The 14,429-nt window shown below is 44.3% G+C and carries 15 protein-coding genes; 4 read left to right on the top strand and 11 right to left on the bottom strand.

Annotation, left to right across the window (positions count from 1 at the left end; genetic code table 11):
* On the top strand, window positions 1-227 hold a 227-nt coding region (locus tag V7051_RS17870; protein ID WP_333877195.1), incomplete at its 5' end, for a hypothetical protein.
* A gap of 322 nt (window positions 228-549) precedes the next feature.
* Here V7051_RS17870 and V7051_RS17865 read toward each other — a convergent pair.
* The 11 genes from V7051_RS17865 to hemA all read right to left on the bottom strand — a co-directional run bounded on the left by V7051_RS17865 (window position 550) and on the right by hemA (window position 11,007).
* Complete coding sequence (locus V7051_RS17865; protein ID WP_333877193.1) at window positions 550-1,650, bottom strand: tetratricopeptide repeat protein; 1,101 nt, start codon at window positions 1,648-1,650, stop codon at window positions 550-552.
* Window positions 1,623-2,531, bottom strand: a complete 909-nt coding sequence (locus V7051_RS17860) for an ExeA family protein (protein ID WP_333877191.1) — start codon at window positions 2,529-2,531, stop codon at window positions 1,623-1,625. The genes V7051_RS17865 and V7051_RS17860 overlap by 28 nt, the downstream gene beginning before the upstream one ends.
* Window positions 2,532-2,680: 149 nt before the next feature.
* Window positions 2,681-4,348 carry a secretin N-terminal domain-containing protein gene (locus V7051_RS17855; RefSeq protein ID WP_333877190.1) on the bottom strand — a complete coding sequence of 556 codons (1,668 nt, stop codon included), beginning with the start codon at window positions 4,346-4,348 and terminating at the stop codon, window positions 2,681-2,683.
* A gap of 19 nt (window positions 4,349-4,367) precedes the next feature.
* The gene (locus tag V7051_RS17850) at window positions 4,368-4,997 is read right to left on the bottom strand and encodes a hypothetical protein (RefSeq protein ID WP_333877188.1); all 630 of its coding nucleotides are present in this window, start codon (window positions 4,995-4,997) and stop codon (window positions 4,368-4,370) included.
* Window positions 4,987-5,622: a hypothetical protein gene (locus V7051_RS17845; RefSeq protein ID WP_333877186.1), complete on the bottom strand. Its 636-nt coding sequence runs from the start codon at window positions 5,620-5,622 to the stop codon at window positions 4,987-4,989. The genes V7051_RS17850 and V7051_RS17845 overlap by 11 nt, the downstream gene beginning before the upstream one ends.
* Complete coding sequence (locus V7051_RS17840) at window positions 5,612-6,235, bottom strand: hypothetical protein (RefSeq protein ID WP_333877184.1); 624 nt, start codon at window positions 6,233-6,235, stop codon at window positions 5,612-5,614. Before V7051_RS17840 ends, V7051_RS17845 begins: the two co-directional genes overlap by 11 nt.
* Entirely contained in the window at window positions 6,232-7,197 is a 966-nt protein-coding gene (pilM, locus tag V7051_RS17835; RefSeq protein WP_333877182.1) for a pilus assembly protein PilM, read from the bottom strand. Before pilM ends, V7051_RS17840 begins: the two co-directional genes overlap by 4 nt.
* Before the next feature lie 129 nt (window positions 7,198-7,326).
* Window positions 7,327-7,749, bottom strand: a complete 423-nt coding sequence (locus V7051_RS17830; protein ID WP_333877180.1) for a M67 family metallopeptidase — start codon at window positions 7,747-7,749, stop codon at window positions 7,327-7,329.
* Between the two features lie 50 nt (window positions 7,750-7,799).
* The gene (gene prmC, locus V7051_RS17825) at window positions 7,800-8,660 is read right to left on the bottom strand and encodes a peptide chain release factor N(5)-glutamine methyltransferase (protein WP_333877178.1); all 861 of its coding nucleotides are present in this window, start codon (window positions 8,658-8,660) and stop codon (window positions 7,800-7,802) included.
* 5 nt (window positions 8,661-8,665) lie between these two features.
* Window positions 8,666-9,751, bottom strand: a complete 1,086-nt coding sequence (gene prfA / locus V7051_RS17820; RefSeq protein WP_333877177.1) for a peptide chain release factor 1 — start codon at window positions 9,749-9,751, stop codon at window positions 8,666-8,668.
* The gene (gene hemA / locus V7051_RS17815; protein WP_333877175.1) at window positions 9,748-11,007 is read right to left on the bottom strand and encodes a glutamyl-tRNA reductase; all 1,260 of its coding nucleotides are present in this window, start codon (window positions 11,005-11,007) and stop codon (window positions 9,748-9,750) included. The genes prfA and hemA overlap by 4 nt, the downstream gene beginning before the upstream one ends.
* Window positions 11,008-11,464: 457 nt before the next feature.
* Here hemA and V7051_RS17810 point away from each other — a divergent pair, with 457 nt between their 5' ends.
* The 3 genes from V7051_RS17810 to ispE are packed head-to-tail and all read left to right on the top strand — an operon-like array spanning window position 11,465 to window position 14,427.
* Window positions 11,465-12,970, top strand: coding sequence for a tetratricopeptide repeat protein (locus V7051_RS17810; RefSeq protein ID WP_333877173.1), 1,506 nt, complete (start codon window positions 11,465-11,467; stop codon window positions 12,968-12,970).
* 1 nt (window position 12,971) lies between these two features.
* Window positions 12,972-13,565 (top strand): lipoprotein insertase outer membrane protein LolB, encoded by a 594-nt coding sequence (gene lolB, locus V7051_RS17805; RefSeq protein ID WP_333877171.1) that lies wholly within the window; start codon window positions 12,972-12,974, stop codon window positions 13,563-13,565.
* Complete coding sequence (gene ispE / locus V7051_RS17800) at window positions 13,546-14,427, top strand: 4-(cytidine 5'-diphospho)-2-C-methyl-D-erythritol kinase (RefSeq protein WP_333877170.1); 882 nt, start codon at window positions 13,546-13,548, stop codon at window positions 14,425-14,427. The genes lolB and ispE overlap by 20 nt, the downstream gene beginning before the upstream one ends.
* Window positions 14,428-14,429: the final 2 nt, after the last annotated feature.

Here is a 14,429-nt window from a genome sequence, read left to right as displayed (position 1 = left end):
TTTACCGTAATGCTCTGTCTCGTCATACTTGTTTAAGAAAACCTACACTTGTAAGCCTTGACCAGCTCCCACACCTGCCGCGCTGTTATCCGACTCTGTTTCAGAAAGTTGCTCACCACATCGTGGCTGACATCGTCCAAATGCTCGGCCAGGTTGAAACAAGTGTAGTTGATCGGCGTGCAAATCAAGTATTCTACGTAACGGTATTTCGTAATCATACCTGTTAACATAACCTATACGACTAGGGTTGCGAAAGTCCTAATGTATTAAATTTCACAAGGTTGTTGTGTGAAAACATGAGTAGTTTTAAACTCATCGAAGCAAGTACAAAAGTTATATTAAAATTTAAAATTTAATTGCAGCAGCATAAGTTTTTTTATTAGATCCCAATATTAATCAACGCCTTATATTGGCTTGACAGGCGTTGATTTCCCTCCCCGTCGCTCATTGTCTCTCCATATTAGATTTATCCCTAAGAATGTCCATTTATAACAGGGCATTGATTCAATTTTATTAAGTATTTTATTCGGCTGGATATATCTAAAAAAATTATCTAAGCTCGATTAGTCTCTGTTTAATATAGTTTGCAATGGATTCCTTTAGGGTATTTTTGCTTAGTGCTTGCTGGTAGGCTTCGCGGGTAAGTTTTAGATTACCGAGCTTTTCTTGTGATAGGGCTAGACCCAGCCAATTTTCGGCTTTTTCCGGATTGATGGTTACCAGCCTTTGGTAGACTTTAGCTGCATTATCAAAAGATTGCAGTTGTTGATAGGTCGCCGCCAATAAAGATAAATAAGTTTCAGTGGAACTGTTTGTTACTTCAATACGCTGTAGAGTTTTAAGCGCACCGTTGGGATTTTTTTGTTGCAGGTATAGCTGAGCACGGGTGTTAATAAATTGTAAGTTATCAGGAAATAAGGCAAGACTTTGATCTAGAAACTCGGCAGTTTTGCTAGCTTGTCCCTGATTATGTAATGTTTTAGCTAATAATAAGCGAGCCTTCAGATGTCGCGGATCAAGCTTAAGGGCTTGTTCCAGTTTGTAAGTTGCCGAGTAGTCTTCAGAATTATTTTCTGCTTGGCGATATAGTAAATCCGCTTGCTCTTTAGCGGTTGTTAACTTGACCAGCGCCGGTGGTTTGGCGCTGGTGGGAGTTTTTTTTATAGGCGACTCGGAGATAATCTCAGGCGCCGTCTGAACTACTGGAGCCGTTTGGACCGTTTGAGTTGGCGGCGTGGGTTGAACCATTGGTGCTACTGTTTCGGGTTGAGCAACAGAGGCTGGCTGATTTGTTGTATTTTCGGACGGTTTAAGTTCGATTTTTGGCGTAGGGTCGGTAACGGCGTTTGGCGCAGCCAATACCTTTTCATAAGGTGCAATAGGAACCGGATCTTTTTTAATATTGTCGGTAACAATTACTGGAGGAGTTTTAGTCAGTGTTTTACTGTATTTATAAGCCGAATAAATGCCGCTCATCGCAATAATAGCCAATAGGCTCCACGCCAGGAAAGGTGTTTTCGCCGCCGCGGGTTGCGTTACCTGAATATTGTGTTGCAGAGTTGGTGCTGCATTATTGGGCGTGTTGCGACTTTCCAGGTCGCGCAGCATTTGATTGATCAGACTCATAATATAGATGTCATGGGTGTCCATAAGTAGCTTGCAATTGCTAGTATCAATAACAGCAAGTAGCGTTTACGGATGCCAAAAAGTTTAAATTTTGTGTTGGCATCTTCGGTATCTAACGCGGCTAGATAAACCTGTTTTACACCTATTGATGAATGGCCTTTGCCATAAGCAGAGAGCATCGCTTTATTAGCTAAAATATTAATCAGTCTTGGTATACCCCGGCTATAGTGGTGTATGGCTCGGATAGCTAATCTGGAAAAAATGCTGATATTGCCCATGCCAGCAATACGTAGTCGGTGTTGAATGTAATCAGCAACGTTCTGTGACGTGAGAGGTTTAAGTGCGTAACTAAAGGTGATGCGCTGTCTGAGTTGCCGTATGGCTTTATTATGCAGTTGTTCGTCAAGTTCGGGTTGACCAAATAATACAATTTGCAACAGCTTTTGTTTTTCGGTTTCCAGATTAGTGACAAGTCTCAACGCTTCTAATGTTTCAATCGACATGGATTGAGCTTCATCGATAATCAGTACCGGTTTTTTTCCGTTAACAGCATTATTAATAAGAAAATCGTTGATTAGACTCATTAGCCCGTTTAGCCCAATGTGACGGGAATATTCAATACCCATTTCATTCGCAATTGCCATGAGTAAACCCACTGGTGGTAAATGAGGATTGGGAATGTATGCGGTTTCGAAAGGTTCCGGTAATTCATTGAGTAATTTGCGACAAAGCATGGTTTTACCTGTACCGACGTCACCGGTAATTTTGATAAATCCTTCGCCGTTATGCAAAGCAATCAGCAATACGTTAAGTGCTTCTAAATGGGAGGGCAGTTCACAAAAGAACTGTGTGTCGGGCGTTAAGCCGAATGGCTGACTATTGAGACCAAAGTGTGTTTTATACATAAATAACTTTTAAAATATTTTTTATGGAGATAGTGCCATTATTGCAGGTTGGGTACGCTTGATTCATGTCCCTATTAACACCAGGCCGCATTTATAAAGGTATTTTAGGTGATGCAAGAGCGATATATCTGTCCATATTTTTGTATAATTTATTTCCAACGCGGCTGTGAATCAAGCCTTTCAATGCGTTGTTTACTGGAATTTATCTCCTTTTGCCAGTCCGTATCGCTGCCAATAAAGGAGGCTTTAAGCAATATAATCAGTTCTGATTTTTGGCTGGAGCCCGTGTTGACTCTAAACAGGTTGCCGATATATGGAATTGCTGCTAAACCGGTAACACCTTGCTTATTTTCATTATCATTCTCTTGCATCAGGCCACCTAACACAATAACCTGGCCGTTTCTAGCCTTGACTATGCTATCAGATTCTCTGACAGTGGTGAGTGCCAACGGTAAAGCGCCTATGGCATTGCCAAAAGTTTTACTTACTTCTTTAACCTGGGTAATGGAAGGGTGGATATGCAGAGTAATGTCCTCATTGTCATCTATCTGCGGTGTAACATCTAGGGCTATGCCGGAAAAGAAAACATCCAGCTTGGGATAAGGTGTGGTGATAATGTTTGTGTTGGTGCCGGTAGGAGAGTTACTGGTTTGAATATCATAGGCGAAATATTCATCCTGGCCGACTTTAATAATGGCTGTTTGATTATTTAAAGTCGAAATCCTTGGGCTGGATAAAACATTAGTTTTTCCTTGGGTCCCCATCAATTCGACAAATGCGCGGAAATCACCGGAATGAGCGCCTAAGGTAAAAACAGAAGTAAACAAGCTAGGATCCATAACGCCGCCTATACCAGTTAAAAGCGGGGCTTTGTTGATGCCTTCTTTAACGATACTTTCCCAGTTAACACCATCTTGATGTTTATCATCTAGGGTAACTTCCAGTATTTTGGCTTCAAGAATGACTTGCCGGCTGATTTGAGTTTGGGTGGCAGACAGGAAGCTTTCGATTTCCCTTAACTGCATGGGTTTTGCACGGACAATCACGATGCCCGATTGCTGGTTAATATCTACAGTTGCTTGTGGATCGACTTTAATAAGGCTATGTAAAGAGTCTTTCATTTCGCGCCAGAAGTCTGTGTTTGTTGTCGTGCGAACTGAACTACTTGATGAGCTGGAGTTCTGAGAATATCCCATTGAACTGTTTCCCATTGGGCTGTTCCCCAAAGGGCTGCCGCCTTGATTACTGCTGCCTTGTTGGCTCCCTGTGGAGCCTTGTGAGTTGTTTTGACTGGCTTGTTTGCCGGATGATACGCTGGTATTTGAATTGCCAACCCTGAGCAAATCCAGCCGGTCTATTTTAAAAGTCTTGGTTTGCAAAGTTGCAGGATAGATGATGTACCCCATATCATTTTTTTTGTAATCATAGCCATAGAGTTTTTGCGCTGCATCAAGAACTTGTGCAATAGTTACATTCTTTAAGTCCAGCGAGATTTTGCCGGTTACTTCGGGATGTACCATCATGTTTTCTTCGGTATCTACAACCAAGCCCATAAAAAATTCACGGGCATCCACTTCATAAACGGAAATATTTAGGCGTGTTTGCTGCGCCGTGTTTTGTGAGGTGGACAGGGTTTGATCGAAATCAGGGATCAGTGCATCGGTAACGGCTGACGGAGCTTTTGCATTATTACGCGCTTGCGGAGCGGCATCAGAAAATGCATTGGCAACATTGGATGACTTTGTTGGTTGAAGTGGAGCGCAGGATACCAGTAGTAATGTCAATGCCGTGGTAATGACTAGATGATTGTTATTCATTTTAGTGTGTACTTGGTATTTATTGTGTTTTGTAGAGACGTTGCACCAGTTGCAAGGTCTTAAGTTCGCCATTTTGAGTGATGGTGACCGAGTTTTTGTGAATACTGATGATTTTAACCGTGATTGAGCGCGCCGGTGCATAGGCTGGTTCCGGATGTTGAGCAGCATTTGGTCGTTGGTGGATACCGGTTTCTATGGGCTGGCTCTGTCCCTGAAGCTGAGGAATGTCCATGCTCCCCATTGCGGTTGCAAGCAGCGGAGCAATCATGTTTCCTAGCGGAGACATTATGTTTTCTTGCGCGGGATGATTTGTTTTCGTGTTTGCGTATTCCATTGCATTATTAAACAGCTCATTTTTTTTATCAGTAATTGGCAAGGTGCTAGCAGGAGCTGTTAGCGCAGGTTTTAAAACCGGAGTTTGTTCAATTACTATGGTCTGACCTTGTTTAGCAGAGACACCGTTAATGGTTACTCGTCTTGATTTTGATGAAATCCAGATGGCCGATAAAACCAAGTCATCGTCGCTATCGGCAGTATCAGGGGATGTTGCCGACGGCAATGGATAGGCCGGTTGGGTCGGATCGCGGAATTCAGCGCTGCATGGCATGGTAGCTAGTCCTGCAAGCAATAGTATTATTTTAAACACCAAGCCAGCTCTCCTTAAAGCTAAGTGTGTAAGCTCTCAGTGTCGTTTCCGCTGTCGGGTAATCTTTAACCTGATAGTCGATGCTTTCCCAGACAAAACGCCAAGGTAGAGACTCCAATGCTTTTAAGTAATTGAGAGTATTTAAATAACTGCCGGAAAAAGTGATTGTCAGTCCGTGTTTGTATATCGGGTTTGCTTGCGATTGTTTGGATTCAAGTAGAGTAGTTACCGGTAATGTATCAAGCTTTATCAGGGTTAATTCATTGTTCTTGGTAAGTATATCGCTTAATGCGACAGCCATTAATTGTGGAGGGACAAGGCTTTTGTCGTGCATTATAAGTTCTTGCAGGCGGTTATATTCGGCTTTTAATTCAACCAGCTTATTACGGTTAGCCAAGTTAGGGTCTGTATGGGAGCTGTTTTCAAGCTTGATTGTTGCCAGTTGTTGAGCGGTTAATTGCTGCTTAAGGTCGGTCAGTTGCAGCAGAAGCGCCTGATGTTTTTTTTGAGTCGGTTGGTAGAAGAAGCTATCCCAGCCGACCCATAAGCCAATCAGTATTGCCACGACCACGATGATTTTTTCACGTTGGGTCAGCGCTTCAAATTTTTCTTGAAGATTATCGAGCATGATCTTTTTTATCTGGCGCTTCCAGAATGGTATTGAGTTTAAAATCCATTTGATCCGGTATCTCTTCTGATTTCTGCATAATCAGTTTGGCGAAAGTGTGTCCATTAAAGATAGGTTCTTTTTGCAATTGTTGCAGAAAATAAGGGATTTTCTCCGGTTTAAAAGTGCTACCTTCAATGTTGATAATCTGCCGTTGTTCGTTAAGATACAGTGCGCTGAGCCAAACATCAGGAATCGACTGGTTGGAGAGCGCCTGGAAGTAGCTTGAAAAGCCGGGTGATTGATCGGTAATTTTACTCGATAGCAACTGCATGGTTTGTGTTAACTCGTCCAGCATGTTTTGCCATTGCGCGACTTCTTCTGCGAGTTGTGCGTCGATGTCCTGCTTGGGGATTTTCGATGAGATGAGATTTACGCGAGTTTGTTCGGCCTCTAGATTCTGGCGAAACTGTTGTATTTGAGTTTCGGTGCTTTTTAAACTCCATATTACGTATCCACTGAAACCGGCAAACAGCAGGGCTACAACCGATAGGCCGGCCCAGTATAAGTTAATGCCTGATTTCTTCCGTCCCTGATTAAGGATATCCTGATATAAGTTGACTTGTTGTATCATGCGGCTGCTATTGCATAACGTAATGTTGCGCCGATAACTGGAGCACAAAGCGATTGAGTCTGTGCATCCACTAGAATATCGCAATCGATAACAGTCGATAAATCTATCATCCGGGCGACAATGCCAAGATTACTGCTCAGGCTGTCAAGCAAGTTATGAGTGTTTTCTGCCAAGGGAATGACGGCTAATGTTGAAATAGGCGGAATCCCGTAATAACTTTCCACATAATCGAGTGAGCGTTGTATTTCCAGTGCAAGGTTGTTATGAGCATTTGCGGTCACACTTTCGCTGGAAAATGGATCGTCTAATCCCAGTTTTTTATAACCGATTTCAAATTTACGCGAAACATAAATAGTCGCGTCTTTTTGTATCAGTAAGGTGCCGGAAAACTCCAACAGGTACAAAAGGGCAATGCCGCGTTCGTTTTCCGGTAATTGCGCTGCCAGATTACGTAAGGTTGTTTCATGAATATCAACCACTTTGAGCTGTAATCCTGCCTTGGTGCATTTTTCGACTTGTTCTCTGATGATGTCAATAGGGCTGGCGATGACTTCCAGCATTTTGCTGCTATTTGCGCGAACAGCTATGGGTACTTGATAGTAATCAATGACAGCTTTGTCAACGGGGAAGTCAATGAGATCATGAATTTTCCAGCGAATGGCCTCAATAATTTCGTTTTCAGCGACAGCGGGAGCTTCAATGTTGATGCGGCGGTAATTGTCAGTAGTCAGTACCAAATGGCAGTCATATTCGGCAAGATTATGTTGCGCAGCAAGTTCTCCGAGTAGGTCTTGTTGATCTTCAGGTTTCCTGGCGTCAATGAATTCACAATGTATAAGTGTTAGCGTACTGCTTTCCGAAAACTTCGAAACAGCAACAGAGATGCCGTTCTGTAAAAAACTGATACCGACAATACCCTTGCAAACGTTTTCTTTTCTAAAGAACCTTTTTAACAGTTGCACGATAGGTAATCCGAATCGATTTTATAAGAAAAGTGCTATAAACTTCACAGTTTACATAAAATTAACTGATATTTCTCATTTTATTTTTAAGTTCCGCTTTTCCAAGGTAGCTATTAAAATAAATGAACATCACACGTCTTCGCTTAAGGACAGCACTATTTCTTGGACTGATTTAGGGTCTATTTTGAAACCGCGCATTTCTAAAACACCTTTGGTATTAAGCGAAATGATCAGGTAAAGAGCTTCGGGATAAGATGCCAGCTTTAAATCGATGGCTGATGGTATGGCTGGCGCGGTCGGGTGGGAATGGTAAATGGCAAATAGTTCTTCCCCTTGATCACGCATTTCGGCCATGGCTGAAATTTGCTGTCCGGCATCAAGCTGGAAACGCTGCTGAGGCTGTTCAGCAATGTTCTTTATGGGATAGCAAGTGCTCGGCAGTCCGTTTTTGCCGCCAATAAGTCCGCATATTTCAAGGTCTGGCGAAATTTGCGCAAAATGCAGCAATTTATTGGTTATTTTGCGGGGAATTTGGATGTGTTCTTGGGTCATAATATTCGGTCTCAGGTTGTCAAATCTGTTTGAAACAGATTTGAAGGATATCAGGGCTGGGCAGCCTGATATGAGTTCCATTGTCCATAAGTTACACGGGGTTGCCCGGATAAGTCTGTATAGGTTTGTACCTTATCATAATGTAAATCTTTAAAAAGAGTTTGAACTTGCTGCAACTGGTTGTAGCCATGTTCAATCAGCAAATGCCCGCCAGGTTCCAGATAATTACGAGCAGCATCGGCAATAATTCTAATGTCGCGAAGTCCATTTTCTTCGGCGCGCAAGGCTGTTTGCGGTTCAAACCGGACATCGCCTTGCTGTAGATGGTTATCGTCTGCTGCAATATATGGCGGGTTGCTGATGATCAGGTTAAATTTTGTATCTGTAATGTCGGTAAACCAGTCGCTTTGATAAAACTGAATATTGTTGATATGGTGTTTGGCGGCATTGAGTTGAGCGATGTGTAATGCAGCCAAGCTAAAATCAATGGCGCTGACCTGTGCATGCGGACATTCAGCCGCCAGTGTAATGGCAATAATGCCTGAACCCGTACCTAGGTCAATGATCTTGAAAGGTTCGTCGGCCGGTATCAGTTTTAAACTGAGTTCAATAAGCAGTTCGGTGTCCGGTCTGGGAATCAATACGTCCGGTGTGACTTGGAAATCCCGCGACCAGAATTCCCGGTTGCCGGTGATATAGGCAATAGGTATGCCTTTTTGACGTTGTTCAAGCAACGTCCTGAAAATGTTTAAGTGCTCGGATTGCAGTTGCTGGTCCGGCCACGCGCGAAGGTAGGAGCGTGGCTTGTTAAGCGCCATGCACAATAAAACTTCCGCATCTAATAAGGCTGAATCGGAAACTGCTGCTAATATGCCGACAGCGTCATGCAGCACCGATTTAATACTTTGCATTGATATTAGTCTTCGCCTAGCTGGGTGAGCAGTTCGGCTTGATGTTCGCTGATCAGCGGCTGAATGACTTGCTCCAGTCCGCCCTGCATGATGTCGTCCAGTTTATACAGGGTCAGGTTGATGCGGTGATCGGTTAATCGTCCTTGAGGGTAGTTGTAGGTACGGATGCGTTCGGAACGGTCACCGCTGCCGACTTGCAGTTTTCGGGTGGCCGATTGTTCCGCGTGGTGTTTTTCCTGCTCGGCGGATAATAGGCGGGATGCCAATAAAGACATGGCTCGGGCGCGGTTTTTGTGTTGCGAGCGCTCGTCCTGGCATTCCACGACGACACCCGTTGGGACGTGGGTAATGCGTATTGCAGATTCTGTTTTATTGATGTGCTGCCCGCCCGCTCCAGAGGCACGGAAGGTGTCGACTTTAAGGTCGGCGGGATTTATGTCGATAGCATCGACTTCGTCGACTTCCGGCATGATTGCGACGGTGCAAGCCGAGGTGTGGATACGGCCTTGCGACTCGGTTTCAGGTACGCGCTGCACCCGGTGTGCACCGGATTCAAATTTTAATTGGGAATAAACATCTTTGCCGGCAACGCGCAGTATGACTTCTTTGTATCCGCCGTGGTCGCCGTGGCTTTCGTTGATAATTTCTGTTTGCCAGCCTTTGCGCTCGGCATAACGCTGGTACATGCGGGCAAGATCGCCGGAGAAAATCGCCGCTTCATCGCCGCCTGTTCCGGCTCGTATTTCTATGAAAATGTTACGATTATCGTTGGGGTCTTTGGGAAGTAATAACACTTGCAATTCATGTTCGATTGCGTCCAGCTGGTTTTCTGCGTCGCTCACCTCTTCTTTAGCCATTTCCCTTAACTCGGGGTCGTTGTCATTGGCCATTTCTTTGGCTGACGCCAAGCTTTCCATGGTTTGTTGATAGCGTTTATAGCAATCAACCAGTGGGTTAATTTGGGCGTATTCCTGGCTCAGGGAGCGGAATTTGTTTTGATTGCCCTGTACTTCAGGTTCCGAAAGTAGGGCGGCAATTTCATCATAGCGTTCGCACAGATTTTCGAGTTTATGTTGTATGGATTGTTTCATTGAGAATTGGTTAATTTAAAGATTTCACGGGCTGCGGCAATCAAATCGTGGCGTTCGTTTTCGGCGGCGGTTCTGATTTGGGCGCTGGGCGTATGAATAAGTTTGTTGGTCAGGCTGTGGGCCAGCCGGTTAAGGACAAGTTCTGCGGGAGCCCCGCTTTTTAATGAGGCCATGGCTTTTTGCAAGGCTTCGTCACGGGCTTGTTCGGCCTGGTGGCGATAATCCTGAATAGTGGATTGAGCGCCTTGGGCACGTAACCAGGTTAAAAAATAATCAACTTGAGTGTCGATTATTTCTTCGGCTTGTTCTGCCGCCAAACGACGGGAGTTCATATTTTGATCTATGATGTTTTGTAGATCGTCAATGGTATAAAGATACACATCCCTGAGTTGCTCAACCTCCGCTTCAATATCCCGAGGCACCGCAAGGTCTACCATGAACATCGGTTTGTGCTTGCGCTTTTTGAGGGCGCTTTCAACGCGGCCCTTGCCGAGTATAGGAAGTTGACTGGCGGTTGACGAGATAACGATGTCGGCTTCGGCCAGATGTGCAGGCAATTCGGATAAGGCGATCGCATAGCCGTTAAACTGCGAGGCCAATACATGGGCTTTATCATAAGTGCGGTTGGCGATAATGATGCGGCCAATGCCTTGTTGGGACAAATGTCGAGCGGTCAACTCAATGGTCTCACCGGCCCCTATTAGAAGGGCGGTTTGTTCGCTGAGTTTGTCGAATATTTGTTGCGCCAATTGCACAGCGGCAAAGGCAACCGATACCGGGCTGGAGCCAATGGCGGTGTCTGTGCGTACTTTTTTGGCGGCAGTAAAAGTATGCTGAAAAAGTTTACCCAGGCGCTTGCCTAAAGTCCCTGCTTCATAGGCGGCCTGATAAGCCGTTTTCATTTGCCCCAGAATTTGCGGTTCACCCAGAATCATGGAATCCAGGCCGCAAGCGACCCGAAACATATGGCGGATCAGGTCGCTATCGGTATGGCAATATAGATAAGGCGTAAAATCGGCGGCACTGATTTGTTTGCTTTGAGCGACCCAGTCAATCAGGATTTGTTTATTTGCTGTGGTTGATGTGCAGTAAAACTCGGTGCGGTTACAGGTTGACAGTATGGCGGCTTCATTAATTTCTTTGATGCGCCACAGCTCCTGCAACGAAGATTTTAGAATTTCGGCAGGGAATGACAGTCGCTCACGGATTGAAACCGGTGCGGTATTGTAATTAATCCCAACTGCAAGAAGTGTCATGTGATTAGGTTCATGGTAAAGGGCTCAAGGTTCAATATATACGGTCGGTTTTTAAATCACGAACTTTTTACCTTGCGCCTTAAGGTATGTATTATGTCAGTGTATTCTAAGAAATATAATGGCTTTATCCAAATGGAATAAATCAGCTATCCGACTCGACTGATTTTTCTGATAATCTATAGTGAAAATATTTGTAGGCAATAAATAGGACGATTGTGTGTTAATTTTTAGATTGTTTTCAGTGATAATCCTCGTTTTTCTTAATGGCTGCGCCAGTTCGCCTGAAAAATCGAGTGCTCAGGAAGAAGTGGTTGAGCCTGTCAAAATAGCCGAGCCCAAGAAAAAAACGCAACAAAATGAAGTAAAGACAGCGATAAATCCTGATGTGATGTATATGCTAATGGCGGCAGAGCTTGCGGGGCAAAGAGGTCAATATGCCGTTGCGCTGGAAGGATATATGGAAGCTGCCAAGCGTGTTAATGATCCAAGATTTGCAGAAAGGGCAGCAAAAATTGCTATGTATATGAAAGATAGCAATAAAACGGACGAGGCTATTTCTTTGTGGTTAAAGGAAGACCCTAAAAATCCTACGGCAAGAAAAGTTGCTGCATTATCAGCCTTGAGGGCCGGCAATAAACAAGCTGCTGTTGAGCACTTAAATGCAGTACTGAAAGGCGATCCAGCTGGATTTGAAAAGACTGCGCTTGAATTGGCGAATGTTCTGCAAAGGGACGGCAAGTCAGATTTTTTTTATCAGGTACTGGAGGCTTTAGCGGAGAAAAATCCTGATCAAGCGGTGGTTTATTTTGTGCAGTCATTATTAGCTATGGAAATGAAAAACGGTGCGCTGGCTGAAAAGAAAGTGCAGCAAGCTTTGGATATTCAGCCGGGATGGGATAAAGCTTTAGTATTTCAGGCGCAGATAGCAGTGTTTTCCGGGGATTTAAGTAAAGCAAAAATTTTGCTAAGAAATGCATCAATTAAATATCCTGAAAATGACAAATTTAAAAAACTGCTAGCCCAAGTCTTGATAAAGGCGGCGGAATATGATGCAGCAGGTGAGGTTTATCAAGCCATAGTCTTGTCCAATCCGAAAGATGCTGAGAGTCAGCTTGCACTGGCATTAGTGGATTTGCAATTGAATCATGACAGTAAGGCCGAAGATATCTTTAAGCAGTTACTGGATCAACCTGAATGGCGGAACCAGGCTAGTTTTTATTTAGGAAAAATAGAAGAAAAACGTGGGCATACACAAAAAGCGTTGGCATGGTTTGATAAAGTGGCTGAAGGGCCGTTGGTTTTTGAGTCGGCGATTTCGGCAGTTTCATTACTGGTAAAGGAAAAGAAGTTTGACGAAGCCGATTCGCGATTGAATCTATTGTCGGACCAGTTTCCAAAACAAAAGCTACGCATTATTTTGATGAAGGCCGGGTTGTATAGTCAGCAAGAGCAATATGAAACAGCTTTCAAACTGTTGACTGATGCGTTAGTCGGTGAGCCTGATCAAAGAGACTTGCTTTACACGCGTGCGTTGATGGCTGAGCGGATTAAGAGGCCGGATGTGCTGGAAGCAGATTTGAAAAAAATATTAGCTAAGTATCCCGATGATGCAGAGGCATTGAACGCATTGGGCTATAGCCTGCTGGGCCATGCTGAGCGTTATGCCGAGGCAGAAAGATATTTGCAGAATGCGCTTAGGTTACAGCCGAATGAGGCGGTGGTTATGGACAGTTTTGGCTGGCTCCAGTTTAAACTTGGCAAGCCTGAGCTGGCCTTGGATTATCTTGAACGGGCCTATGCAAAGCAAGAGGAGGCAGAAATAGCGGCTCATCTTGCCGAGGTACTGTGGACCTTAGGCAGAAAAGAGGAGGCTAAAAAGGTATTTAATAAAGCTATTAAAAAAGCTCCGGAAGATGAATATTTATTGAGTTTTCAAAAGAGACTGTTGGAAGGCGAAGAATAGGGTGTTACGTTTTAAAGTGGGGTTATTGGCCAGCGGGTGTCTGGTCCTTTTATTGTCGGCTTGTTCGGTTGTTCCTGTTGAGCCGAGCGTTCATTATTCAAGGGTGGCGATGCTTCCTCTTTATGATCTGGAGCGCTGGTCATTTGAAGGTCGATTGGCGTTAACGGGACAAAATGATTCCTGGTCGGCCAATATAAGTTGGGAGCATAGTCCTGAGGCGGAGAAAATAAAGTTATTCGGCCCCTTGGGTCAGGGGGCGGTGTTGATCTCGTTAAAAGGAAATGTTGTTACCATTGATCGAGGTGGGGATGATGTGCAGTCATCGACGCAGCCGGAAGAGTTCATTAATCAACAACTGGGTATGTTTGTTCCTGTGCGGTCATTACGGTATTGGGTAGTGGGTTTGCCGGAGCCGTCGCTTTCCTATAAAGATACCGATAGCGGATTTAATCAAGCGGGATGGTTGAGTGAATACAAACAAATGCAGTCCGTTGATGATGGCACTATGCCGCTCAAAATGATGGTCATGAATAATCAGGTCAAGTTAAAGTTAGTCATCGATCACTGGGTTTTAAATGACGCAAAATCAAATTAATCAATCCGCATGGGCGGAAAAATGGCCCGCGCCGGCAAAATTGAATTTAATGTTACGGATAACCGGACAAAGAAGCGATGGTTATCATTTGCTGCAAACAGTTTTTCAATTCATAGAACTATGTGATTGGATAACATTTCACCCGGTTGATGATGGGCGGGTTAGTTTGCAAGAACCTATCCCTGGAGTTCCTGAATCGGATGATTTGACGGTTAGGGCTGCAAAGTTGTTAAAAGCAGAAACGGGCTGTGAGCAAGGTGTGCGCATTGAGGTCAAAAAAAATCTGCCTATGGGCGGAGGGCTTGGCGGCGGCAGTTCTGATGCGGCAACGACGTTGGTCGTGCTAAATGTGTTATGGGGGCTGCAATTGTCAATGGAAAGGTTGATGGAATTGGGCTTGACCTTGGGTGCAGATGTGCCCGTGTTCGTATATGGCTATTCGGCATGGGCAGAAGGTGTTGGGGAAAAACTCAAGAGAATAGATATTCCCGAACAGTGGTTTGTGGTGATAAAGCCAAACTGTCATGTAGATACTAGAGAAGTATTTTTATCTAAAGATTTGACAAGGAATAGTAAATCGATCAGAATAGCCGACTTTATAGCGGGCCAACACCAAAACGATTGTCTTGGGGTAGTTCGTGAGCGTTACCAGTTTGTTAAAGACGCTTTGGTTGAATTGTCTGAATTTTCTGAGGCAAGGCTAACCGGGACGGGGGCTTGTGTTTTTGCGCAGTTTGATTCAGAAGCAGCTGCCGCCAGTGCTTATCGGTCACTTCAAAAGAAGTGGCAGGTATATCTGGTGAAAGGAGTGAATGAATCGCCTTTGTTTTCAAAGCTAAATAATGGTAGCTATATATCTTGATT

The sequence above is a fragment of the Methylobacter sp. genome, assembly GCF_036845245.1.
GTDB lineage: Bacteria > Pseudomonadota > Gammaproteobacteria > Methylococcales > Methylomonadaceae > Methylobacter_A.
This window is presented reverse-complemented; position numbering and strand designations above follow the sequence as displayed.